At 36.8% G+C, this 24,531-nt stretch carries 19 protein-coding genes; 15 read left to right on the forward strand and 4 right to left on the reverse strand.

The features are described from left to right. Window positions 1-813 precede the first annotated feature (813 nt). Window positions 814-2,628: a tetratricopeptide repeat protein gene (locus V6R21_RS28870; RefSeq protein WP_334246971.1), complete on the forward strand. Its 1,815-nt coding sequence runs from the start codon at window positions 814-816 to the stop codon at window positions 2,626-2,628. A 109-nt stretch (window positions 2,629-2,737) separates the two neighbouring features. Here V6R21_RS28870 and V6R21_RS28875 read toward each other — a convergent pair whose 3' ends face one another. Then, on the reverse strand, window positions 2,738-3,475 hold the full coding sequence (locus V6R21_RS28875; protein ID WP_334246972.1) for an SAM-dependent methyltransferase: 738 nt from the start codon (window positions 3,473-3,475) through the stop codon (window positions 2,738-2,740). A gap of 260 nt (window positions 3,476-3,735) precedes the next feature. On the opposite strand from V6R21_RS28875, the gene metG reads away from it, so the two are divergent. The 5 genes from metG (at window position 3,736) to dxs (ending at window position 11,164) form a co-directional block, all read left to right on the forward strand. Beyond that, a complete protein-coding gene (gene metG, locus V6R21_RS28880; protein WP_334246973.1) occupies window positions 3,736-5,802 on the forward strand; it encodes a methionine--tRNA ligase in 2,067 nt (688 codons plus the stop codon). Window positions 5,803-5,941: 139 nt separating this feature from the next. Then, window positions 5,942-6,136, forward strand: a complete 195-nt coding sequence (locus V6R21_RS28885; RefSeq protein WP_334246974.1) for a hypothetical protein — start codon at window positions 5,942-5,944, stop codon at window positions 6,134-6,136. A 37-nt stretch (window positions 6,137-6,173) separates the two neighbouring features. After that, on the forward strand, window positions 6,174-7,868 hold the full coding sequence (locus tag V6R21_RS28890; protein WP_334246975.1) for a hypothetical protein: 1,695 nt from the start codon (window positions 6,174-6,176) through the stop codon (window positions 7,866-7,868). A 58-nt stretch (window positions 7,869-7,926) separates the two neighbouring features. Continuing rightward, window positions 7,927-8,769, forward strand: coding sequence for a flavin reductase family protein (locus V6R21_RS28895; RefSeq protein WP_334246976.1), 843 nt, complete (start codon window positions 7,927-7,929; stop codon window positions 8,767-8,769). 475 nt (window positions 8,770-9,244) lie between these two features. Beyond that, complete coding sequence (gene dxs, locus V6R21_RS28900; RefSeq protein ID WP_334246977.1) at window positions 9,245-11,164, forward strand: 1-deoxy-D-xylulose-5-phosphate synthase; 1,920 nt, start codon at window positions 9,245-9,247, stop codon at window positions 11,162-11,164. 29 nt (window positions 11,165-11,193) lie between these two features. Here dxs and V6R21_RS28905 read toward each other — a convergent pair whose 3' ends face one another. Continuing rightward, window positions 11,194-12,189, reverse strand: a complete 996-nt coding sequence (locus tag V6R21_RS28905; protein WP_334246978.1) for a GDP-mannose 4,6-dehydratase — start codon at window positions 12,187-12,189, stop codon at window positions 11,194-11,196. A 199-nt stretch (window positions 12,190-12,388) separates the two neighbouring features. On the opposite strand from V6R21_RS28905, the gene V6R21_RS28910 reads away from it, so the two are divergent. Both V6R21_RS28910 and V6R21_RS28915 read left to right on the forward strand, forming a co-directional pair. Next, a complete protein-coding gene (locus V6R21_RS28910; RefSeq protein WP_334246979.1) occupies window positions 12,389-13,447 on the forward strand; it encodes an aminopeptidase in 1,059 nt (352 codons plus the stop codon). An 88-nt stretch (window positions 13,448-13,535) separates the two neighbouring features. Next, window positions 13,536-14,984 (forward strand): aldehyde dehydrogenase family protein, encoded by a 1,449-nt coding sequence (locus V6R21_RS28915; RefSeq protein ID WP_334247612.1) that lies wholly within the window; start codon window positions 13,536-13,538, stop codon window positions 14,982-14,984. A gap of 48 nt (window positions 14,985-15,032) precedes the next feature. Here the strand turns inward: V6R21_RS28915 and V6R21_RS28920 are convergent, their stop codons facing one another. Continuing rightward, window positions 15,033-15,719 (reverse strand): RluA family pseudouridine synthase, encoded by a 687-nt coding sequence (locus V6R21_RS28920; RefSeq protein ID WP_334246980.1) that lies wholly within the window; start codon window positions 15,717-15,719, stop codon window positions 15,033-15,035. A 112-nt stretch (window positions 15,720-15,831) separates the two neighbouring features. Further along, the gene (gene panB, locus V6R21_RS28925) at window positions 15,832-16,650 is read right to left on the reverse strand and encodes a 3-methyl-2-oxobutanoate hydroxymethyltransferase (RefSeq protein WP_334246981.1); all 819 of its coding nucleotides are present in this window, start codon (window positions 16,648-16,650) and stop codon (window positions 15,832-15,834) included. A 190-nt stretch (window positions 16,651-16,840) separates the two neighbouring features. On the opposite strand from panB, the gene V6R21_RS28930 reads away from it, so the two are divergent. From V6R21_RS28930 to V6R21_RS28960, 7 genes are all read left to right on the forward strand, one after another. After that, entirely contained in the window at window positions 16,841-17,713 is an 873-nt protein-coding gene (locus V6R21_RS28930) for a UbiA family prenyltransferase (RefSeq protein ID WP_334246982.1), read from the forward strand. A 76-nt stretch (window positions 17,714-17,789) separates the two neighbouring features. Continuing rightward, window positions 17,790-18,902, forward strand: a complete 1,113-nt coding sequence (recF, locus tag V6R21_RS28935; protein WP_334246983.1) for a DNA replication/repair protein RecF — start codon at window positions 17,790-17,792, stop codon at window positions 18,900-18,902. A 122-nt stretch (window positions 18,903-19,024) separates the two neighbouring features. Then, window positions 19,025-19,363: a DUF721 domain-containing protein gene (locus V6R21_RS28940; RefSeq protein WP_334246984.1), complete on the forward strand. Its 339-nt coding sequence runs from the start codon at window positions 19,025-19,027 to the stop codon at window positions 19,361-19,363. A gap of 97 nt (window positions 19,364-19,460) precedes the next feature. After that, the gene (locus V6R21_RS28945) at window positions 19,461-20,540 is read left to right on the forward strand and encodes a mannose-1-phosphate guanylyltransferase (RefSeq protein WP_334246985.1); all 1,080 of its coding nucleotides are present in this window, start codon (window positions 19,461-19,463) and stop codon (window positions 20,538-20,540) included. 102 nt (window positions 20,541-20,642) lie between these two features. Next, window positions 20,643-21,917, forward strand: coding sequence for a nucleotide sugar dehydrogenase (locus tag V6R21_RS28950; protein ID WP_334246986.1), 1,275 nt, complete (start codon window positions 20,643-20,645; stop codon window positions 21,915-21,917). Window positions 21,918-21,998: 81 nt separating this feature from the next. Next, window positions 21,999-22,985: an SDR family oxidoreductase gene (locus tag V6R21_RS28955; RefSeq protein WP_334246987.1), complete on the forward strand. Its 987-nt coding sequence runs from the start codon at window positions 21,999-22,001 to the stop codon at window positions 22,983-22,985. 86 nt (window positions 22,986-23,071) lie between these two features. Further along, window positions 23,072-24,334: an O-antigen translocase gene (locus tag V6R21_RS28960; protein WP_334246988.1), complete on the forward strand. Its 1,263-nt coding sequence runs from the start codon at window positions 23,072-23,074 to the stop codon at window positions 24,332-24,334. Window positions 24,335-24,531 lie beyond the last annotated feature (197 nt).

Below are 24,531 nucleotides of genomic sequence, written 5' to 3' on the forward strand. Positions count from 1 at the left end.
GACTTATCAACATTGATACTAACAAGATTAAGTATCAACACTAGATAAACAGTGAAAATACAATACCAACATATCAACACCATGTATTTATCTGATTATCAATTAATTAACACCTAAGTGTTGATAATGAAAATTATAATAAACATATCAACAAATAACAAAATGAGCTAATGTGAATAATAATGAGAGAAATTTACTGAGTATATGAAAAAGGAAAACAGAAAAAACCAAGAGGAAGGAAAGTGAATATAAATTGAACTTAGCAAAAAAGCATTGTTGATAAACAATTGATATAAGTTGCCAAAAAAAGTATATTTTCTATTAAAATTAGCATTAATCAAATCCTCACTCGAGATTAATTGAATAATATGAGTTATATCTGTTAATATTATAAGCGATAGAAAGAATAATTGTGAATATCCACATATCAACAGTCAGAAATGTCGAACTTATGTTGACAGTTAATAAACTGTTCATAAATAGGTAAAACTATCAACAGTAACTAACAAATACACTTTACCAACACTATTCACATAGCTGTTGACAAGTCTATGTTTACAAAAATGGGGCTTACCAACTCACTTTTAACACTCAACTTTCTGTGGATTGTTGACAATATGAATAGTTGATAAACAACGTAAAGTACTGATAATCTAGTAATTTAGGTGTTAACCATCTGTTGATAGTCTGTTAGACTGTGTGGACAAGATTTTCCATCAACATATCCACACTACTACTATTACTAAAAGAGAAAAATTTTTTTATTCTTAATTTATAATCTATAAGTGTGAATTGTTGAAAACCTTAAAATACATGATCCCTAAAAAATTGGTACTTCTGCTGTCTGTAATACTTCTGATAAGTAGTGGATATGCAATTGCTCAAAACCAGCAAATCGATTTGGCAAACGAGTATTATCAAAATGGAGAATTTGATAAAGCACTCGAACTATATAACAACATCGCAAAGAGAAAGTCAGATATTGGGTATATCCATAAAAATTATCTCGATGCTATGTTGCGCACAGAACAGTACAAGGAGGCTAAGAAGTATCTGAAAAAGATGACGAAGTCTGATCCGGAAAATGCAATGTATAATATAGACTACAGTCGGTTACTTATGCAGATGCAGGATAGTTCAGATGCAAAATCTGTCATGGATGATTATATAGGGAAAATAAAACATGATAATGCACAACTGAGGTACGCTGCTTTGTATATGATTGACTATGGTATGTATGAATATGCAGAGAAGTGCTATCTGTATGGTGAGAAAAATAATCAGGAAGACTTTTATTACGAGTTGGCGGATCTATACGCATTGTGGGGGAAAAAGGAGCTAATGATTGAGAAATACCTTGAATTGTTAAGCAATGTGGATAACCAGCTTGAATATGTTGAGATAGGACTACAGGAAAGGCTTCAAAAGGATGAAGAGTTTGATCTCCTTGAAAAGACATTGCTGAAGTACATTCAGAAGAATCCAGACAAAATTGTTTATAACGAGTTGATGCTATGGTATTATCTGCAAAGACAAGAGTTCTACAAGGCATTTTTTCAGGCAAAGGCCATTGATAAACGAAAAAAACTGGATGGATTCAAGGTATTTGAGATTGGTAGAATAGCTATCAACAACAATGACTATGAAGCTTCTATCAAGATATTTGAATACTTGGTGGACAAGTACAAAGGGGGACCTGTTTATGCTGTTTCCAAGAAGATGTTGATAAGGTCAAAGGAATTGTTGGTAAAGAACACTTTTCCTGTAGATAAAGATAAGATACAGTCATTGGTTTATGACTATCAACAAATCATTGATGAAATAGGGATAAAGAGTACTACAGCGGATGCTGTTCGGAATATGGCATTGCTGCAAGCATTTTATTTGAACCAACGTGATTCAGCAGTATCAATTCTTCAGGATTTGATTGAGATAAGAAGTATTCCTAAACAAGTAATAGCACAAGCCAAACTAGATTTAGGAGATATTTATTTGCTTAAAGGAGAACCTTGGGAAGCTACACTACTTTATTCACAAGTAGAGAAGTCAGAAAAGGAAACAAACCTAGGACATGAAGCCAAACTTAAGAATGCGAAACTCTCTTACTATACTGGCAAATTTCAGTTAGCAAAAGACCATTTGGATATCTTGAAGTTGGCTACTTCCAGGGAAATATCGAATGATGCCATGAAGTTATCTATTCTGATTGATGACAACCTTAATCTTGATACTACCGAAGTCGCCATGAAAGAATATGCGGATATCGATCTCTTAGTATTTCAGGGAAGGTATGAGGAAGCCATTGGTCGATATGATAAAATGTTGATAGAGTACAAAGGACATAGCTTGACTGATGAGATTTTGTGGGAGAAGGCGAATATGTTGATCAAGCTTGGAGAGTTTAAAGAGGCATCTAAATCATTGGAGCAAATTGTTGAATTCTATCAGTATGATATATGGGCTGATGATGCCAATTTCTTGTTAGGTGATTTGTATGAAAATTATCTGGATGATAAGGAGAAAGCAATGGAGTACTACAAGAACCAAATGATTAAATTTAAGGGAAGTAGTTATGGAGTAGAAGCTCGGAAACGTTTTCGAGCTTTAAGAGGAGATGATATCAACTAAAAAACAAAAGGTGTTAGTAAATGGGCTTTACTAACACCTTTTTTGGTAAAAGTTCAAAATCATTGATTGTTATATATGATAATTCAGATGGCTATTCACAAAATGTGAATTAAACTTTCTGTACAATAAAAATCATACGGTCAGATGTTTCTTTATCAAACTTATCAAGTGAATAACTGCCCAAAATGTGGATAACTTTTAAACCAGTTCCTTCAAAATACCTTTGGAAATCAGATCTTTTTAATGCTTTTACACTTTCAGTGAATAAATGCTGTTTTCCATCGGCTTGAAAAGAAATATCCTTTTTTACGAAGCCGTTATCCACATATTTGTGAATATCAAACTTCATTTCATCCCTAAAAATCTCCTCTTTGATAGGCAAACTGTTAGTAACTTTATAAGTATTGAAGTAATCAAGTACCAAATAGCCCCCATCTTTTAAACATTCAGCGATAGCTTCGATGGCAAACATATCTTCATGGTCAGTCTTGAAGTAACCAAAACTGGTAAACATGTTCAGTACAAAGTCGAAGTAATGATGTTTGTATGGGATACGCATATCATGACGGCTGAAATGGAGCCGGTCATTTTCGAACTGTTTGGCATAATTGATACTCTCTTCAGATAGGTCAATACCTTCTACATCAAGCCCTTTATGGTTTAAGTAGATAGAGTGCCTTCCTTTTCCGCAAGCCAAGTCTAATAGTTTGTGTTCTGGGGATATGCCCAAAAATGCAATGAGATTATCGATAAACAACTGAGCTTCAGTGTAATCTCTGTTTTTGTAAAGAATATGGTAGTAGGGAGTATTGAACCACTCATCAAACCATTCTTTCTGACTCGCCATTATTTTTAATTTTAAAACCAAGCATCTGTTTACCGAACACAAATGAGACGGGAAACATGCCGTAATTCACAACTTTTCACTTTCGGGTATGAGATTAACCGAATTTTCTGCAAAGTTATTCACTATTGGTTAAGCAGTTCAACCAATTATGTCATTTATTGTTGATAATATCCCTGCAAGAAGCAAATAGTTTCTTAATTTTACGGCTTGAGCGAAAGCGCTGACAACTTGAATACAAAGAGCTTAATACGAAAATCACAATGTCAGATAATAAATATAAAAGACATACGGTCACTGCAGCACTTCCATATGCTAATGGCCCATTGCATATTGGACATATAGCTGGATGTTACCTTCCTGCAGATATATACGTTAGGTCATTAAGACAAAGGGGTAAAGATGTAGCTTTTATCTGTGGTAGTGATGAGCACGGAGCTGCTATCACCATTAAAGCACAGAAAGAAGGTGTTACACCTAAAGATATCATAGACAAATATCATGGCATCAACAAAGAAGCTTTTGAGCGTTTCGGAATTGCCTTTGATATTTATGATAGAACATCCTCTCAAACACACTGTGAAACGGCTCAGGAGTTTTTCACAACACTGAATGATAAAGGTTACTTTACAATTCAGGAATCTGAGCAGTACTATGATGAAAAGGCGAACCAGTTTTTGGCTGACCGTTACATTGTAGGTACATGTCCTAAATGTGGCAATGATAGTGCATACGGCGATCAGTGTGAGAAGTGTGGTACTTCATTGAGCCCAACTGACCTCATTGAACCTAAGTCTTCTATTACTGGCGAAAAACCTGTTCTTAAAAAGACCAAGCATTGGTACCTACCAATGAATGATCATGAGGAATGGATCAAAGAATGGATTGTAGATGGAAAACTCGAAGGAGAACAACACCACGATCCAAAAGAATGGAAAACACACGTATTGGGGCAATGTAAATCTTGGATTGACCAAGGGCTACAGCCTCGTGCTATGACGAGAGACCTTGATTGGGGTGTACCTGTTCCTGTAGAGGGTGGAGAAGGTAAAGTACTTTATGTATGGTTGGATGCTCCAATTGGTTATATCTCAGCAACTAAGGATTGGGCTGCTGCAAATGGTAAAGATTGGAAAGACTATTGGCAGAAAGAAGATACAAAACTGGTGCACTTTATTGGTAAGGACAATATCGTATTCCACTGTATCATTTTCCCTATCATACTTAAAGCACATGGCAATTATGTATTGCCTAATAATGTTCCTGCAAATGAGTTCCTGAACTTGGAAGGTGCAAAACTTTCAACATCAAGAAACTGGGCTGTATGGTTGCATGAATATCTGGATGAATTCCCAGGAAAAGAGGATGTACTAAGATATGTGTTGACATCGATCGCTCCAGAGAACAAGGACTCTGAGTTTACTTGGAAGGGCTTCCAGGAAAGAAACAATAACGAGCTGGTAGCCACCTTGGGTAATTTTGTAAATAGGGCATTGGTATTGACTAATAAGTACTATGACGGTACTGTACCGGCACGAGGTGAGTTGTCTGATTATGACAAAGAGGTGCTGGAAGCAATGAGTACTTTCCCTGCCAAGATTGAAAAACTTATAGAGTCTTACAGCTTTAAGGAAGCTCAGATTGAAATGATGAACCTTGCTAGACTTGGAAACAAGTACTTGGCAGATACTGAGCCTTGGAAATTGGTAAAGACTGATCCTGCAAGAGTAGAAACCATCATGAATATTGCTATTCAGATTACAGCCAATCTTGCAGTAGTGATGTATCCATTGTTGCCAAACACTGCTGAAAAAATTCAGCAAATGCTGAAAATGGATGTATTGGATTGGGGCCTATCTGGAGATGCAGACTTGATCAAAACAGGACATACAATCGGAAAAGCTGAATTGTTGTTCGAAAAGATTGAGGATGCTGTAATTGATGCTCAAATCGAAAAGCTTGAACAAACAAAACTGAGTCAACAAGCTGTAGAGCCACAAAAGGACGAAACATCTTTTGATGACTTTATGAAGATGGATATCCGTATCGGAACCATCCTTGCAGCAGAGAAAGTGAAAAAAGCAAAGAAGCTGCTTCAACTGACTGTTGATACAGGTATTGATAAGAGAACGATTGTAAGTGGTATTGCTGAGCACTTCTCACCTGAGGAGATCATTGGTAAGCAAGTTAGTGTTCTAGTTAACTTAGCCCCTAGAAAGATTAGAGGAATCGAATCTGAAGGAATGATCCTGATGGCAGAAGATAAAGACGGTTCACTGTCATTTATTTCGCCAACAAAACAGGTAACAGAAGGAAGTACAGTAAGGTAACCTGCTAAGATTACAGGAACTTATATAAATTAGCAGTATCAGAAATGGTACTGCTTTTTTTGTATTATATGATTAGTGAATCATCCAAACAACATTCCTGTATTTGGAAAGTATTATATATAAACAACAAACATAAGTCATGGATAAAAGAAAACTATCGCTCAATATAAGCTTGATTTTTTTTCTGGTAGGTATCGTCTTTTTGGTATTAGGCATCTATAACTATGCTGACAAGGGTTTGGATAAAGAAGCTTTTCTTATCTCAGCCTTATCATTTGTTTTGGCCGCATTCAGATATGCTAAATACCGTAAAGAACAGAAAAAGAACCAATAACATATTTCGCAATTTTTTTATTTCTAAAACCAATTAAATGAAAAGATTCTTTTCACTTATCATAGGAATAGCGTTATGTGGCTACTCTTATGGACAGAGCGATCTGGTACCTTACAACAAGGATTATTATAACCTACTGGATCGTTATGAGATAAAACAAAAGACGTTTTCACAGTCTTTTCACAGTATTAGCAAACCCTACTCAAGAGCTGACATTGCAACTTTTATCGAGCAGTACCAAGAGGCTGGGCATACACTTTCAATGGCAGATAAGTTCAACTTAGATTATTTGAAGGCAGATAACTGGCAATGGATATCGGATAGTACTGTAGCAGATGCTGAAAAACCTTTCCTCACTTATTTTTATAAGAAAAAAACAGACCTGTACCATGTAAAGACCAAAAATTTGGTGCTTCGTGCAAATCCTGTTTTGTATACCATGATTGGTTCGGATAAGGAATCTGACAGTTTCACTTTTTATAATACAAGAGGTGTAACAGTACAAGGCTCACTGGATAATAAGATTGGGTTTTACTTTTATGCTGCTGACAACCTGATGAGGTTTCCTGCTTATGTGGAACGTGATATTCAGAAACAAGGAGCAATTGCAGGAGAAGGAAGATGGTTGCCTAGTGGAGATGGCAATGACCAAAGGGAATATTTTACAGGAAGGGGATACATCACCTTTGCTGTCAGTGAAAGTATCAATGCTCAATTCGGGTACGACAAAAATTTTATAGGGGATGGTTACCGCTCCATGATTTTGTCAGATAATAGTAATGATTACCTTTTCCTTAAACTGAATACAAAAGTCTGGAAACTGAACTATACCAACATCTTTGCACAGATGATGGCAGATAATGATAAAGGAGATGGACAAGTATTACCTAAAAAGTATTTGGCCTTTCATCATTTGAGTGCCAACATACTGAAGAACCTGAATATCGGTTTTTATGAGTCTGTTATGTATGCAAGAGAAGGTGGAGGTATCGAATTGGCATATATGAACCCTATCATGTTTTATAGATCCTTGGAGCATGATTTAGGAGATGGTGACAGTGTAATTCTAGGAGCTGACTTGAAATGGAACATATTTAACTGTTTACAGTTATACGGTCAGTTAGCTATTGATGATATTCAGTTTAAAGAATTGTTCAAAGGGTCTGGTTGGTATGCTAACAAGTTTGCAATACAAATGGGCGGAAAGTATATAGATGCTTTCAAGGTTAGTAACCTTGATCTGCAAGGTGAGATTAATATTGTAAAACCCTATATGTATTCACATTTCCAGAACATCCAGAATTCAAGTAGCATAGCAGGAGGTTATCATCATTACCAGCAGCCATTGGCACATCCTTTAGGAGCCAACTTGAAAGAGTTTATTGGTATGGTTAGATACCAACCTTCTAGCCTTCCCAAATTTAACTTTAGATTAAAAGGGATCTATGTTGAGCAAGGCTTAAGCACTGAGACAGAAAACTGGGGAGATGATATCTTCCGTGACTATACAACAAGAGTACAGGAATACGGAAACAAAACAGGACAAGGAGTAGCTTCCAAAACACTGATGGCTGAAGCTAATGTATCATACCAGTTCTTCCATAACTTCTTTGTAGACCTTCAGTATATTTATAGAAAACAGTCAATTGAAGAGATGGCAACTCCTTACAATACAAGCTACACCAACTTGGCCATCCGTTGGAATGTAGGACAAAAGTTAAATGAGTTTTAATAGCACAAATACTGACCTTACATATACACAGACTACATAAAACACATAAACTGAACACATGAAAACCATCAACCCTAAAGATGTAAGTACAGGAGCTTTTCACCGCAATATGTTAGGGGCTGTAGCGCCAAGACCTATTGCATTTGCTAGTACCATTGACAAAGATGGTAATGTAAACCTGAGTCCATTTAGCTTCTTCAATGCGTTTAGTGCTAATCCTCCAGTAATGGTATTTTCACCAGCAAGGAGGGTTAGGGATAATACTACTAAACATACATTGGAAAATGTACTGGAAGTACCTGAAGTGGTTATCAATATTGTTACTTACAATATGGTAGAGCAGATGTCACTTTCTAGTACAGAATACCCAAAAGGGATCAATGAGTTTCTAAAGTCAGGTTTTACTGAATTACCATCAGAGACGATTAAGCCTCCTAGAGTAGCAGAATCACCTGCCCAATTTGAGTGTAAAGTAATTGATATAATTCAATTGGGTAATGAAGGCGGTGCTGGAAACTTGATTGTATGTGAAGTACAAAGAGCGCATTTTAGTGAGGACATTCTTGATGAGAGTGGAATTGTAGATACACTCAAGTTAGATCCTGTTGGAAGGATGGGAGGTAATTGGTATGTAAGAGCTAATGGAGATGCTTTATTTGAAGTAGAAAAACCTCTTACTACATTAGGAATAGGTATAGATAAGTTACCTCAAGAAATAAAGGAAAGCCCGATACTGACAGGAAACAATCTTGGAAAGCTAGCAAATGTGGAAAAGATACCAACATTAGAAGAATTGGAGCAGGTACAGAGTTTTACAGTATCTGGACACCCACATGATTTAGCTAGAACATTGCTCGATGGAGATAAAATAATGGAAGCTTGGAAGGTATTATTGACGTAGAAGAGAACGTTTTTATACCAAAAAGAGAACCCCATAAGTTGTCAAAGACTTTATGGGGTTGTTTTTTTATGTTGAACTCAAATGCTATTCACATCGTGTTTGAATTTTCTGTACACAAATATGTAACAGGTCAAGTTATAGGAATATTGGTAGTTATTAAGTTGAGTAGGGTACAAGAAAATTGGATTTAATCTTGAAAAGTATAACCAAAACATTTTCTTACATCACGAAGTTTCCAAGACAATCGTAACATAATTGAAGAGATGATATATTTTACTCTCAATTATAGTAAGTTGCGAGTTAATTATTTGATTTTGATATGATTGAGAAGTTCGAGAACTATTGTTTTGGATAACAATAGTAAATTTTGGTTGTTTTAAAACAGGTTCATTATTGGCAAAATGTTATATTTGCCTTTCTTTAACAGGTTGAAAAACTGCAAACAAAACTCGGATTATAACTTTTTCTAACCAATATGCTCATAAAACCTGGTCAATTGTTAGCTCAGATCGATACCCCTGAAGATCTGAGAAAATTAGAGGCAGACAAGCTATACGATGTCTGTACTGAACTTAGACAGTATATTATAGATCACGTTTCAGTATTCGGCGGACACTTTGGCGCAAGCTTGGGTGTTGTTGAACTGACTGTGGCACTTCACTATGCATACAATACACCGTATGACCGTATTGTATGGGATGTGGGACATCAGGCTTATGGGCATAAGATCCTTACCAAAAGGCGTGAACAATTCCATACTAACAGACAGTATGGTGGACTTTCTGGTTTTCCAAAACGAGATGAAAGCGAGTATGATACTTTTGGAGTAGGGCACTCTTCAACTTCAATTGGCGCAGCTTTGGGGATGGCTGTAGCTTCTAAACAGAAAGGTGAGCATAACAGACAACATATTGCAGTGATTGGTGATGGGGCTATGACAGCAGGAATGGCTTTTGAAGCTATGAACCATGCTGGTGTATCCGATTCAAACCTGTTGATTGTATTGAATGATAACTGTATGTCAATTGATCCTAATGTTGGCGCATTAAAAGATTATTTGACAGATATCACGACTTCTCCGCTTTATAACAAGATGAAGGGAGAGGTGTGGAATATATTGGGCAAACTGAAAAAAGTAGGTCCACACGCACAGCAGATAGCATCTACATTGGAGACTTCGTTAAAGTCTGCTGTGTTGAAGCAGAGCAACCTTTTTGAAGCACTTGGACTGCGTTATTTTGGTCCAGTGGATGGTCATGACATCAACCACTTGGTAAGTGTGATGGAAGACCTTAAAAACATTCCAGGACCTAAGTTATTACATTGTGTAACAACAAAAGGTAAGGGATATAAACCTGCTGAGGAGAATCAAACTAAATGGCATGCGCCAGGTAAGTTTGATAAAGTGACAGGAGAGATCAAAAAGACTGTCCACACAGTACCGCAGGCACCAAAGTATCAGGATGTATTTGGCCATACCATCTTGGAACTGGCTAAGCAGGATGAGAAAATAATGGGTATAACACCTGCAATGCCATCTGGCTCATCATTGAATATTATGATGAAAGAGATGCCTGATAGAGCAATTGATGTGGGCATTGCAGAGCAGCATGCTGTAACATTTGCCGCAGGACTTGCAGTTGAAGGTATGACTCCGTTCTGTAATATATACTCATCATTTATGCAACGTGCATATGATCAGGTGGTACATGATGCTTGTATTCAGAAGTTACCTGTTATATTCTGTTTGGATCGAGCAGGTTTTGCAGGAGCTGATGGTGCGACACACCACGGGGCATATGATATTGCTTATATGCGTTGTATTCCAAACTTGGTTGTTTCAGCTCCAATGAATGAAGCTGAGTTGAGAAACCTGATGTATACAGCGACAAAATACAAGGATGGTTCATTCAGTATCCGCTATCCAAGAGGACAAGGTGTGATGCCTGAATGGAGAACACCCATGCAGGAACTGAAGATTGGTACAGGTCGTAAAATCAAAGGAGGTGAGGATGTGGCAATCTTGACATTAGGTCATATCGGTAACTATGTAGTGGATTTAGGAGACCGTTTTAAGGAAGCTGGTCTGAACCCTGCCCACTATGATATGCGATTTGTAAAGCCATTGGATGAAGAAATGCTACACGAAGTATTTACAAACTATAGTAAAGTCATTACAGTGGAAGATGGCTGTATTATGGGTGGATTTGGTAGTGCAGTAGCTGAATGGATGTTGGACAATGGTTATTCTGCTCAGTTAAAACGTTTGGGTATTCCTGACGAGATTGTAGAGCAAGGTACTCAAATCGAATTACAGCGATATGCAGGATTTGACCATGAGGGTATCATGAATGCGGTTATGGAAATGTCAGACGTAAAAAAGCTGATTAAATAATAAAGCCTTAAGAACCCCTTACTATACTATTAGTAAGGGGTTTTGTTTTTTAGTTGATACTCAACAAATGTATCTTCATACCACCTAACAAACTTTTTAATACCTTTCTTGAAAGAGATTTTGGGTTGATATCCCAATAGTGTTTTAGCTTTTGTAATATCAGCACAAGTAATATCTACATCACCGGCTTGCATCTCAATTTGTTTGATAGAAACATCCTCATTTACAACTTCACTAATTGTCTTAATCATTTCTGAAAGACAGATAGAATGGTTGTTTCCCAAATTTATTATTTCATAAACATTGTTGTGCTCTTCCAAGTAGAGCATAGCCCTGCATATTCCCTCTACAATGTCTTCAACATAGGTGTAGTCTCTTGCCGAAGTACCATCTCCATACATTTCAATTACTTTTCCATTTTTTATTTTATGCACAAACTTGTGAATAGCTAAATCGGGTCTTTGTCTGGGACCATAGGCAGTAAAGAAACGTAAGTTGATAATATCCATTTTGTATAAGGAGTGGTAGGTATAGTTCATCAACTCATTGCTTCTTTTTGTAAAGGCATAAGGCGAAATGGGTTCTCCCACAAATAAACTTTCAGAAAATGGGAAACTTTTACTGTTGCCGTAAATGGATGATGAAGAGGCGAAAAGCATTTTGTAGCATAGCCTTTCCTTCATTAGCTCCAAGAGGTTGTTGGTACCCTGAATATTGGTTTGAATATAGGCTGAAGGGTTTTTGATAGAAGGACGAACACCGGCTTTGGCAGCCAAGTGAATAACTATATCAAATTTTGGAAGGTGGTAGAGGGATTTCTTGTCAGTGATATCCAATTCAAAAAACTGGAAATGTGGATATAAGTAGCTGTTATGAAGGTTTTGTGTTTTAAGTGAACGGGAATAAAATGAGTCAAAGTTATCTAATCCGATTACTCGATAACCATTTTTCAATAACTTTTCTGATAGGTGAGAACCAATAAATCCTGCAACTCCTGTTATCAGGACTGTTTGTAAATTTTTCATAGTATTAGTTATAAAGATAGCGCTGTGAGAGGTAGTTAGTTTGGGTAGAGTAAGGGGCTTTCTATCAGTAATAAGTTATGGACTTTATATGGTTCTGTTCGTTAATTATATTAAAATAAATAAGACAACATTTCAATCTTTATATTTTACTATTTGATTCATTGGATTCCATTAAATAGCACACATTGATCAATCACAGATGAAATACACAGGAAGTATTATAAAGAGGATTTTATGGGGAATAGCTGCTGTAGTAATTGTTTTCTTGGTTTGGAATTACAAAGCAGTGATATATGGTATTCAGCAAGGAAAAGGACAGCTAAATGTCATTATGAATGCAGAACCTATAGATAAGTTCCTGAATGATGAAAACTTTCCAGAAGAGAAGAAAGAAAAACTCAGGCTTATTCAGGAAATCAGGCAGTTTACAGTTGATTCAATCGGTTTGAATAAATCGGGAAGTTATACTGAAATGTATGACCAAAAGGGAGAACCATTGTTGTGGACCGTGACAGCGTGTAAACCATTTGCGTTAGAAGCAAAGGAGTGGACTTTCCCATTGGTGGGTAGTTTTTCTTATAAAGGTTTTTTTGATAAGGAGTTAGTTAAACAGGAGGCCGAAAAATTAAAGCAAGATTGGGATATTCGAATCGGGCAGGTAAGCGCATGGTCTACATTGGGTGTATTGAATGATCCTGTTCTTTCAAGTATGTTGGATAGAAGTGTAGGAAGTCTGACACAATTGATTATCCATGAATTGACACACGGTACATTGTATGTAAAAAACAGTGTGACTTATAATGAAAACCTTGCGGATTTTGTAGGAGATGAAGGAGCAAAGATGTTCTTACTTCACAAGTTTGGTAAAGAGTCTAAAGAATACCAGGAGTATATGTACAGGGAAGGAGACAGTCAGGCTTTTTCAGCGTATATATTGGCTTCTACTCAGCGTTTGGACTCATTGTATAAGTCTTTTGATGAGGGTACAGCAGTAGCAGTTAAACAGCAGAAAAAAGACGCAATGATTAAACAGATATGTGAAGGGATTCAAGATGTGGAGTTCAACAACAAGGCTTATTACAAGTATTTTGACAACTTCACACCTAATAACACCTTTTTTATGGGATATAAACGCTATAGAGAAAAACAGAACCAGTTTAAGGAGGAGTTTGAAACCAAATTCAATAGTGACTTCCCTGCCTACTTTACATATCTGAAAGAAAACTATAAGCCATTATTACCCTCGTTTGGAATTTGAAATGACTAACTGTTGTCTTAACTTATCTCTACTCAACTGATATCCTCTTCAAGTTCAAAGACTATCTTAGAAAGTACTTGAAAACCCAATAAAACACCAACATATGATAACCACTACACCAACCCTAAGTGCAGTTCAGATCAAAGAGATATTTGAACTGCAAAAATCAAAAGCCCCAGAGGTAAAGTTATCGTCAGTAAAAGAGCGAGTCGCCAAACTCAGGAGGTTACTCGTATATATGCTTGACCATCGAACTGACCTGGAACAGGCAGTTTACAATGATTTCCAAAAACCTTTTCAGGAAACTGCTTTGACGGAGATCTATACAGTCAGTAAGGATATTAAGCATACTATCAGGCATCTTAAAGGCTGGCTCAAACCCAAGAAAGTAAGTACTCCTCTTGCAATGTTAGGAAGTAGCTCTAAGGTTTATTTTGAGCCTAAAGGAGTAGCTTTGATATTGGCACCTTGGAACTATCCTTTTTACCTGACAATAGGTCCATTGATTTATGCGATTGCGGCAGGGAACTGTGCTATGGTAAAACCTTCTGAATTGACTCCACATACATCATTGTTTATCGAAAAAATGCTTAGGAATCTATTTCCTAAGGATGAGGTATGTGTGATACAAGGAGGTATTGATGTATCAACAGAGTTACTGAAACTAAAATTTGATCATATCTACTTTACTGGAAGTCCTCAGGTAGGAAAGATTGTGATGGAAGCTGCTGCAAAACACTTGACCTCTGTTACACTTGAGCTAGGAGGAAAGTCTCCTGTTATTGTGGATGACTCAGCAGATTTGGAAGATACAGCTGCAAAGGTGATGTGGGGAAAGATGGTCAATGCTGGACAGACGTGTATTGCACCTGATTACTTGATGGTATCAGAAAATAAGCTGAATGAGCTGCTTCCAAAGTTGAAGGAAGCCATAAAGATTCTTCAAGATCCTGAAGGGAGGGGAGTGAAACAGTCTACTTCTTTTGCAAGAATCATCAATGAGAAGCACTTCTATAGACTCAGAAACCTTATAGATGATGCAGTAGATAAGGGGGCTAATGTTGTATATGGAGGTGAAGTGGATTTGGAAACCAAATACATAGCACCAACAATACTTACAAATGTAACGCCTGATATGCAGGTTATGAAGGAGGAGATTTTTGGTCCAGTCCTTCCCATAATGACATATACAGAAACAGAAGAAGCTTTATCGTTTGTAGCTGAAGGCGAAAAGCCATTGGCATTTTACCTTTTCTGTCGTAATAGAACATTGACAGAATTAATTATAAAAAATACAACAGCAGGTTCTACTTGTATCAATGATTGTCTAGTGCAATTGGCTAACCCAAATCTACCTTTTGGAGGAGTTAATAATAGTGGCATAGGGAAAGGTAATGGGTATTATGGTTTCTTGGAATTTGTAAATCAGCGAAGTGTCTTGAAACAGAGAGTGGGCTTTACAGGTATCAAACTGTTTTATCCGCCTTATACCGAACAGAAAGGGAAAATGCTGGATATGTTAATCAAATGGTTATAAGGTTTAGACAAAAAAGGCTCACATTAATTCTGTGAGCCTTTTTTACTTTTATCCCAAATGAGCAAAGTTTTGCCAAATGATGTCATTCTTTGGAAGCTTAGCTTTTACTTTTAGCAGCTCCTTTTTAACTGGATGCTCAAACTCAATGCCTCTAGAGTGCAGGTTAATACTGCCATCCTTGTTGCGGACTTTTTCTCCGTATTTAGCATCTCCTTTAATGGTACAACCAATTTTAGCCAGCTGAGCTCTAATCTGATGAGAACGGCCCGTAAGAGGATTGATCTCCAATAGGTAGTGACTACCTACTTTCCCTAAAAACTTATAGTCCAGTTCTGCTCTTTTACCACCTCTTCTATCAGAATCGTAACAGTGTGTTCTGTTTTTCTCCGGATCTTTCTTGAGCCAGTTGATCAGTTTGGCTTCGTCTTCAGGTGGACGGTTGCTTACAAGTGCCCAATACGTTTTCTTGACTTTACGGTCTTGAAAGATTTTAGCCATTCTTTCTGCAGCTTTGGAAGTACGTGCAAATACTACCAAACCACTTACAGGACGGTCAATACGGTGTACAGGAGCGAGAAATACAGCGCCAGGCTTCTTGTATTTGTCTTTGATATATTTCTTCACCATTTCAACAAGCGGCTCGTCTCCGGTACTGTCTCCTTGTACCAGAACCCCAGAAGGCTTGTTGACCATTATCAGGTGATTATCTTCGTAGATGATATCCAATCGTTTCATATATAATATATTGAGACAATAGATTTAAGACAGGTAATTGAGACGTGAGTAGTAAGATTTTTATCTTGTACCTTGAATCTCAAGCCTCATTTCTAAAGCCTTAATTATTGATTCAATAACTTTCTTTCTCGTTAGGGAAGTCATTACTTTTCACATCGTCGATATAAGCCTTTACAGCATCAGTCATAATGTTATCAAGGTCTGCATATCTTCTTAGGAAGCGAGGCTTAAAGTCTTTTGTGATTCCAAGCATATCATGCACTACCAATACTTGCCCATCAACATCAGGACCAGCTCCGATTCCAATAACAGGAATAGAAACTACCTCAGCTACTTTTTTGGCTAGTTTGGCAGGGATTTTTTCAAGGACAATAGCAAAGCAACCACACTCTTCCAATAGTTTTGCATCTGCGATCAGCTTTTCAGCCTCTTCATCTTCCTTGGCTCTAACTGTATAAGTACCAAACTTATAAATTGATTGTGGAGTAAGTCCTAAATGTCCCATAACAGGAACACCAGCAGTCAAAACTCTCAGTACAGATTCCTTGATTTCAGCACCCCCTTCAATCTTAACAGCATGCGCTCCTGACTCTTTCATAATGCGAATCGTAGAGCGAAGTGCCTCTGATGAGTTACCTTGGTAACTACCAAAAGGAAGGTCAACAACAACCAGTGATCTATCTACAGCCTTTACTACAGATGATGCATGGTAGATCATTTGATCTAAGGTAATAGGCAAAGTTGTTTCATTTCCTGCCATCACGTTAGAGGCAGAGTCACCCACTAAAATGATATCGATACCTGCAGAATCCAGAATCTTAGCCATTGAATAATCATAGGCAGTAAGCATCGAAATTTTTTCACCTCTATCCTTCATTGCTTGGATTTGGTGAGTTGTGACTTTTTTGATGTCTGATTTATGTACTGACATTGTTTTTAGTAGTTTAGTATTGGCAGGAATTACAATTTGCTATCACGGAATATTAATATCCGTTTATGCCATGGATATGGCTTATAAAGTACCCTTGCTAAATAGCACCCAAAGTTAGCATAATTACCTGAATCGGTAAATGATAATTGGTTCAGAAGTATAGGTAGGCAGTCTGAATAACCCCAAATTGATGAATATGTTTACAAAATCCTCATTGTTGCATCTTAGGGTGCCTTTTTCTTTTTTTCTGATGCCTGTATTTCTTTTTGCGGCAGGTAGTGTAGTAACAATAGAATGGTTTAATTTCTGGATGGCATTTGTCGCTATTCACCTCTTTCTATATCCAGCCAGTAATGCTTACAATTCTTATTATGACAGAGATGAAGGAAGTATTGGAGGACTCAAACAACCACCAAAAGTAACTCAGGACCTTTGGCTTCTTTCAATTTTATTTGATGTAAGTGCTATTCTATTAGGACTCTTGGTAAGCCTCAATTTTGCACTGATGCTATTTATTTACGGAATGATCTCCAAAGCGTACAGTTATGATAGCATTAGACTTAAGAAGTATCCTATCATAGGGTGGTTGACAGTAGGTGTTTTTCAAGGAGCTTTCACTTATTTGATGACTGTAATGGCAGTAGCTCCTGATCAGGATATTTTGACTTTGAAAGTACTTATACCAGCCGTATTGAGTTCTCTATTGCTACTTGGTTCATACCCTATGACGCAAATCTATCAACATGAGGAAGATCGTAGTAGAGGTGATAAAACAATCAGTATCATGTTGGGAATTAGAGGGACGTTCATTTTCACAATGCTGTTTTTTAGCTTAGCTACAGCTGGTTTTGCTTGGTATTACCTTAATTACTTTGATAGAAGGATTGCCGCAGGGTTTGCTGTAGCACTGATGCCTGTAATGGGGTATTTTATTAAATGGGCTAGAGAAGTGTGGAAGGACCAACAGAAAGCCAATTTTGAGTCAACAATGCTCCTTAATATTATCTCTGCAGTTACGCTCAATACGTACTTCTTGCTTGTCTTTATCCTAAATCAGTTATGATGATAAGGCGATCTCGCTTCTCGATTTGAAATTGAGTAGCTTTGCTGATCTTGGATCACTAAAAAGAATGAATGGCATGTACTTGCAGCAACTGAACTTGATGAACTTCAAAAACTATGAGGAGGCACATATTACCTTTTCGCCTGAAATCAATTGCCTTGTAGGACCTAACGGTTGTGGTAAGACAAATATGCTTGATGCTATTTATTATCTGTGTATGACCCGAAGTGCTTTCAGTAGTGTAGAGTCTCAAAATGTTCGTCATAAGGAAAAGTACTTTATGGTGATGGGAATTTTTGAGAAGGAAGGTAAACTATCAAAAGTGCATTGTGGATATCAGAATAGTAAAAAGTCATTTCAGCTCAACAAAAAGGAGTATGAAAAGCTGAGCATACATATAGGAAGTTTTTCTTGTGTACTGATAGCGCCAAATGACACTGACCTTGTGCGGGAAGGCAGTGAAGAACGCCGCAAGTTTTTTGATAGTATCATCTCTCAAGCTAATCGTGAGTATCTCAATGACCTGATCCGTTATAATCAGGTACTGAAACAGCGAAATAACTTACTGAAAATGTATGCTGACATTCCCCATCAATTGGATAAGGACCTGTTACAGCCTTATGACATACTGATGTTGGAATTGGGGAAGAAAATCTACAGTGTCAGAAAGAGGTTTGCGGATGACTTAAAAGAAAGCTTTGAGAAGTTTTACAGCTATCTTACGGATGAGGCTGAGGAGGTTTCCATGCGTTATAAATCAGAAGTAGGAGAAACGTCATTTGAAGAAAATTTCTTTGGTTCGCTTCAGAAGGATCTATTGTTGCAAAGAACTACGAAAGGTATCCATAAAGATGATTACGATTTTAGGATTAATGGTTACCCTTTAAAAAAGTATGGGTCTCAAGGGCAACAAAAGTCTTTTGTGATTGCTTTAAAACTAGCTCAGTTTGAACTGATATACCAGTTGACAGGCATTAAACCTGTGTTGTTGTTGGATGATATCTTTGATAAACTCGATGATGCTCGAATCAGTAAGCTATTGCAAATGGTAACAGAGCATCAGTTTGGACAAATCTTTATTACAGATGCACGACCTGAGCGTACCAAAAGGCTGATGGAGCATATCGATATAGAGGTACAGTATCTGAATGTATCTGAAATAACACAGGAGGGTAGTAGTACAACTTGATTTAAGATTATAAAACTTAAATTTTTTCAGCGAAGTATAATTTTTCGTTGATCTCGAAATTCTTACATTAGAGTAAGAAATTGCCTAAGAATCTTACATGCCTATATTCCAATACTAAAACAATGGAAAGCAATAAAATCAAATACCGCTTCAGAAAGTACAATTTTACTCCTAAGAAGCATGAGCCAACTTCTGTAAAAGATGTAATGAATGATATTGTGAAGTCATTCAAGATGGAAGCTCGCTATAATAATGCTGTGATTATGAGTTCATGGGAGAAAATTATGGGGAGAACAATTGCTAGCCGTACAGAAAAAGTATTTGTGAAGAAGAAAATCCTTTATATCAAGATTAATTCTGCTCCATTGAAAAATGAGTTGACAATGTCCAGAAATAAGATCGTGGAGATGATCAACAAGTATCTTGGCAATGAGGCAGTCACAGATGTAAGATTTATATAGTCAAAATTTCAGAAATAAGGTATTAGATACAAATCTGACTCCAAGTATCTTATACCTGACTTTAACCCAATTCATTAATCAAAAAACGCTTATTAAAATGGAGAACAACTACGTGGTGATCATGGCAGGGGGTATTGGAAGCCGTTTCTGGCCATTTAGCCGTCAGCATTTCCCAAAACAGTTTCAGGATATTTTAGGAGTAGGAAAAACCATGATTCAGCAGACAGTTGAACGTTTTGATGGGATTTGTCCTCCTGAAAACATTTATATCGTTACAAGTGAAGACTATCTAGAACTTGTTAAAGCTCAACTCCCTTTTTTACGTGATGAACAGATTCTTTTAGAGCCTGTCAGAAGAAATACAGCACCTTGTATTGCATATGCTTGTTACAAAATTGCGTCAAAAGACCCGGATGCGAATATTGTTGTTTCTCCAGCAGACCACGTAATTCTAGATGTACCTGAGTTTAAGAGAGTAGTTAGTGGCGTTTTAGAAACCACTAAGTACAATGATATTTTGGTGACTTTAGGTATCCGTCCAAATAGACCAGACACAGGTTATGGCTATATCCAGGTACAGGAAGATTCTAAGCCAATAGGTCCACTCAAAAAGGTAAAGACGTTTACAGAAAAACCAAATCTGGAGTTAGCAGTGGCATTTGTAACGAGTGGAGACTTTGTTTGGAATGCTGGTATCTTTATTTGGAATGCCAAGACAATTCTAAATGAATTCAAGAAGCACTTACCTGATATCTCAGAGGCATTTACAGAACTGAATGATACTTACTATACCGAAAGGGAAAGAAAGGCGCTAAAAGAAGCATATTTCCAATGTCGTAATATTTCTATCGACTATGGCATTATGGAGCATGCTGATAACGTTTATGTAATGAGAAGTGATTTCGGATGGTCTGATTTAGGTACATGGAAGTCACTTTATGAGCAGGCTGATAAAAACCGTGACGAAAATGTGTTACAGGGAAATGTCATGACCTATGAAACCAGAGAGTGCATTGTAAAAACGCCTAAAGATAGATTGGTAGTTGTACAAGGACTTCAAAATTACATCGTTGCTGAATATGATAACGTTCTGCTGATCTGTGAGAAAGAGCAGGAGCAACGTATCAAGCAATTTGTAGATGATGTGAAAGAAAAGCAAGGTAAGGACTTTGTCTAAAAGCTATATGAGACAACCTTATCGAGACTTTTTCTTTCTGATAAGGTGATTTTTTTCAACGATAATAACCTTAACTATACTAAATATTAAGCCAATTAAGAGATGACTGATCCAAGAATTACTAACAAAAAGATCGGAATTATCGGTCTTGGATATGTTGGGCTTCCACTGGCGGTGGAGTTTGCTAAATACAACCTTCAGATAGTTGGCTTCGATGTCAACAAGCAGCGTATTGAAGAGTTACATAATGGTATTGATAAAACTAGGGAGGTACCTTCCAATGAACTATCAGCGGTAACGACATTGACATATTCTTATCAGTTGGAAGACCTTCAAGATGTAGATATCTACATAGTGACGGTACCTACACCAATTGATGAGTTTAAAAAACCAGACCTCACTCCACTTCAAAAGGCCAGTGCTACAGTAGGAAAAGTCTTAAGTCAAGGCAATATAGTGGTATATGAGTCGACGGTTTACCCTGGATGTACTGAAGAAGTTTGTGTACCTGTTTTGGAGGAAGTTAGTGGTTTGCAGTTTAATAAAGACTTTTTCTGTGGATATTCACCAGAGCGTATTAATCCAGGAGACCATGTACATAGAGTACATAATATTCAAAAGGTAACCTCAGGAAGTACACCTGAAATAGCAGACCTTGTGGATGCTATGTACAAAACAGTTGTAAAGGTTGGAACTCATAAGGCTTCTTGTATTAAAGTAGCTGAAGCGGCAAAGGTGATAGAAAATGCACAACGAGATCTCAACATTGCTTTTGTTAATGAATTGGCATTGATCTTTGATCGTGTTGGCATTGATACTTTGGAGGTTTTAGAAGCGGCTGGGACAAAATGGAATTTCTTGCCATTCAGACCTGGATTAGTAGGAGGACATTGTATTGGTGTCGACCCATATTATCTGACACATAAGGCAGAAAGCCTAGGTTACCATCCCCAAGTGATTCTTTCAGGTAGACGAATCAATGATAACATGGGGATCTATGTAGCCAATAAGGTGGTTAAACTCATGATGCAAAAGTGCACTCTTGAAAAAGGAGCTAAAGTATTGATCATGGGAATCACTTTTAAGGAAGACTGTCCTGATATTCGTAACTCCAAGGTAATTGATGTAATTCGAGAACTTCAAAGTTTTGGGTTGAATGTGGAGGTATATGACCCACATGCTGATCGTCATGAAGTGATGGAGGAGTATGGACTGAATTTAGCGTCGACTCCTAACGGGGATTATAAAGCTGTAGTGTTAGCAGTAGCCCATAAAGAATTTGAAGACCTTGATTGGAGTAGTTTTATAAGTGACCACACGGTGGTTTATGATGTAAAAGGGAAGTTGGATAAGCATACAGTCACGGATAGACTTTAAGAAAAAATCAATAATTAATACAGAAGGCATAATTCTAATTATAGAGTTGTGCCTTTTATTAGTAGATAGATACAGACATAAATGAAGAGAATACTCTCAGGAACTAGTGTACTTGTAACAGGAGGGGCAGGGTTTATAGGCTCTAACCTGATTGAAAGGTTATTGGAACAAGATAATAAAGTAGTGTGCTTGGATAACTTTTCAACAGGTAAGAGAGAGAATGTCAGCTCATTTCTGAATAACCCAAATTTTCAGTTGATAGAAGGAGACATTCGAAATCCTGAAGATTGTCAAAAAGCTGTTGAAGGGGTGGAGTTTGTATTACATCAGGCTGCATTAGGGTCAGTACCTCGTTCCATTAATGACCCAAAAACAACTAATGATGTTAATATCACGGGTTTTCTCAATATGCTGACAGCTGCTAAAGATGCTGGAGTTCGACGATTTGTCTATGCGGCAAGTTCTTCTACCTATGGAGACCATCCAGGTTTGCCTAAAGTAGAAGACCGAATTGGTAATCCAATGTCTCCTTATGCCATTACTAAATACGTCAATGAGCTTTATGCAAAGGTATTCTCAGATATTTATGGTATTGAGACTATCGGGTTAAGGTACTTCAATGTATTTGGCCGGAAACAGGATGCAGAGGGAGCTTATGCCGCTGTTATTCCTAAGTTTGTAAAAGCTATGATAAAGGGGGAGTCGCCGGTAATTAATGGAGATGGTTACAACTCTAGAGATTTCACATATATAGACAATATTATTCAAGTAAATCAACTTGCTGCTTTGACTGAAAATCCTGATGCAGTTAATACGGTTTATAACGTCGCATGTGGTGAAAATACAAATCTTAATGAGCTATATGAGATTTTAGTGAAATACTTGGAAGAGTTTGAGCCTGAAGTTAAATCACTAAAAGCTAGTTATGGTCCACCAAGACAAGGAGATGTAAAACATTCATTGGCATCAATAGATAAAGCAAAAGAGCTTTTAGGTTACCAACCAAGCCATACTTTTGAGGAAGGTATTAGAGAATCAGTCCATTGGTATTGGAAGTATTTGAATTAAGATATTCTTGATATGACATGAAAAATAGCCCCATTTTTAACAGATGGGGCTATTTTTTTAAAATTGCTTGTAAACAGATATGTTAGATGTATAAAGAATTACTGAATAAAGTCAAAAATAATGGTCTACTGAATGCTTCATTTTGGTCAGTGATAGCAACTGTCTTTCGAGTCCTTTCTCATATCATTTTAAGTAAATTAGTTGCTGTTTATACCGGTTCTGGGGGATTGGCAATTTTAGGTCAACTTCGTAGCCTTATTATGTTTTTGGAAAGTATAGCTACAGGAGCAATAGGAGGGGGAGTATCAAAATATCTAGCAGAATACAAAAATACTAATAAGAAACAGGTAGCTCTATTGAGTACTTCATTAAGTATTACATTAGTCTTTAGTTTGTTAACCAGTTTAGCTCTTGGACTTTTTGCTGACGAGATTTCAGAGTGGATCTTTGGCGATACAGAGTTCAAGGAAATCTTATTAGCATTCTCCTTTACACTACCATTTTATGCCATAAATATGTTGTTGATAGCAACACTTTATGGCTTGAAAGCAGTACAAGCATCTGCATATGTCAATATCTCAGGTAGTATTTCATCTCTATTGTTGGTCGGAACATTAACCTATCATTTAGGACTTAAAGGAGCAATGTTAGGGAATGTATTTTTTCAACTGATTGTATTGATTATCACTTTCTATTTTACTCAACGCTTATTCGCTATTAAGCAATTACGAATACAGTTTGATGCCTACTTTATCAAAAAGCTATTCCAGTTTTCTCTATTGGCAATAGTACTAAATGTCACAGCCTTTTCTGATATCCTTATTAGGAAAATGCTTACAGATTTGATCTCTGTAGAAGCGGCTGGAAATTTTGAGGCTATTTTAAGGCTGATGCTACCATTCAGTTTGATGACAAATATGGTCGTGAACAGTTATTACATTCCTCACTTGTCTTCGCTTCATAACACTGTAGCAATACAAAAAGAGATAAAACATGCAATGCTTTTTCTTGGAAGTGTTATGGCTATACTTTTTGTATCACTGTTCTTGATTAAGAATTGGTTAATTGATTTACTGTTTACAGACTCGTTTTCAATAGCAAAAGAGATACTACCTTTTTACTTGCTTGGAGAGTGGTGTAGACTTTTGACATGGCCTATTACCAATTATTGGGTAGCAAAAGCGAGGATTAGACTTGTAATTATAGTTGAACTTGTAGTGACAACTTGTTATTTGTTATCAGTGTATTGGTTACTAGGAGAATTAGGTGTTATGGGTATAGGTATTATTCACCTTACAGTTTTCCTAGTGTATATGTTAATTCTTTATCATTTTTTTAATAAAACTTAATAACAAAGATTGATGTAATACTCTTTTTTACTTTATTTGCTCTTACTTACATTCAAACAACTTTTTAACTAACATTAAGAGATTTATAATATTGCTAGAATTGTCTAACTCATATATAATAATATGTATATCAATCAATAAAGACTCAAGACATTAGCTAAAAATAATACTCTTAACTATCAACGTTTTACATTATT

Origin of the sequence: Limibacter armeniacum, assembly GCF_036880985.1 — a bacterium.
In the GTDB taxonomy this organism is placed as follows: domain Bacteria; phylum Bacteroidota; class Bacteroidia; order Cytophagales; family Flammeovirgaceae; genus Limibacter; species Limibacter armeniacum.

Bases quoted from the DNA above. Each gene is read 5' to 3' on its own strand.
- V6R21_RS28905 (WP_334246978.1), bottom strand. From the start codon at position 12,189: ATGAAAAATTTACAAACAGTCCTGATAACAGGAGTTGCAGGATTTATT.
- dxs (WP_334246977.1), top strand. From the start codon at position 9,245: ATGCTCATAAAACCTGGTCAATTGTTAGCTCAGATCGATACCCCTGAA.
- V6R21_RS28895 (WP_334246976.1), top strand. From the start codon at position 7,927: ATGAAAACCATCAACCCTAAAGATGTAAGTACAGGAGCTTTTCACCGC.
- V6R21_RS28875 (WP_334246972.1), bottom strand. From the start codon at position 3,475: ATGGCGAGTCAGAAAGAATGGTTTGATGAGTGGTTCAATACTCCCTAC.
- V6R21_RS28910 (WP_334246979.1), top strand. From the start codon at position 12,389: ATGAAATACACAGGAAGTATTATAAAGAGGATTTTATGGGGAATAGCT.
- V6R21_RS28920 (WP_334246980.1), bottom strand. From the start codon at position 15,719: ATGAAACGATTGGATATCATCTACGAAGATAATCACCTGATAATGGTC.
- recF (WP_334246983.1), top strand. From the start codon at position 17,790: ATGTACTTGCAGCAACTGAACTTGATGAACTTCAAAAACTATGAGGAG.
- metG (WP_334246973.1), top strand. From the start codon at position 3,736: ATGTCAGATAATAAATATAAAAGACATACGGTCACTGCAGCACTTCCA.
- V6R21_RS28930 (WP_334246982.1), top strand. From the start codon at position 16,841: ATGAATATGTTTACAAAATCCTCATTGTTGCATCTTAGGGTGCCTTTT.
- V6R21_RS28940 (WP_334246984.1), top strand. From the start codon at position 19,025: ATGGAAAGCAATAAAATCAAATACCGCTTCAGAAAGTACAATTTTACT.
- panB (WP_334246981.1), bottom strand. From the start codon at position 16,650: ATGTCAGTACATAAATCAGACATCAAAAAAGTCACAACTCACCAAATC.
- V6R21_RS28960 (WP_334246988.1), top strand. From the start codon at position 23,072: ATGTATAAAGAATTACTGAATAAAGTCAAAAATAATGGTCTACTGAAT.
- V6R21_RS28890 (WP_334246975.1), top strand. From the start codon at position 6,174: ATGAAAAGATTCTTTTCACTTATCATAGGAATAGCGTTATGTGGCTAC.
- V6R21_RS28955 (WP_334246987.1), top strand. From the start codon at position 21,999: ATGAAGAGAATACTCTCAGGAACTAGTGTACTTGTAACAGGAGGGGCA.
- V6R21_RS28870 (WP_334246971.1), top strand. From the start codon at position 814: ATGATCCCTAAAAAATTGGTACTTCTGCTGTCTGTAATACTTCTGATA.
- V6R21_RS28945 (WP_334246985.1), top strand. From the start codon at position 19,461: ATGGAGAACAACTACGTGGTGATCATGGCAGGGGGTATTGGAAGCCGT.
- V6R21_RS28885 (WP_334246974.1), top strand. From the start codon at position 5,942: ATGGATAAAAGAAAACTATCGCTCAATATAAGCTTGATTTTTTTTCTG.
- V6R21_RS28950 (WP_334246986.1), top strand. From the start codon at position 20,643: ATGACTGATCCAAGAATTACTAACAAAAAGATCGGAATTATCGGTCTT.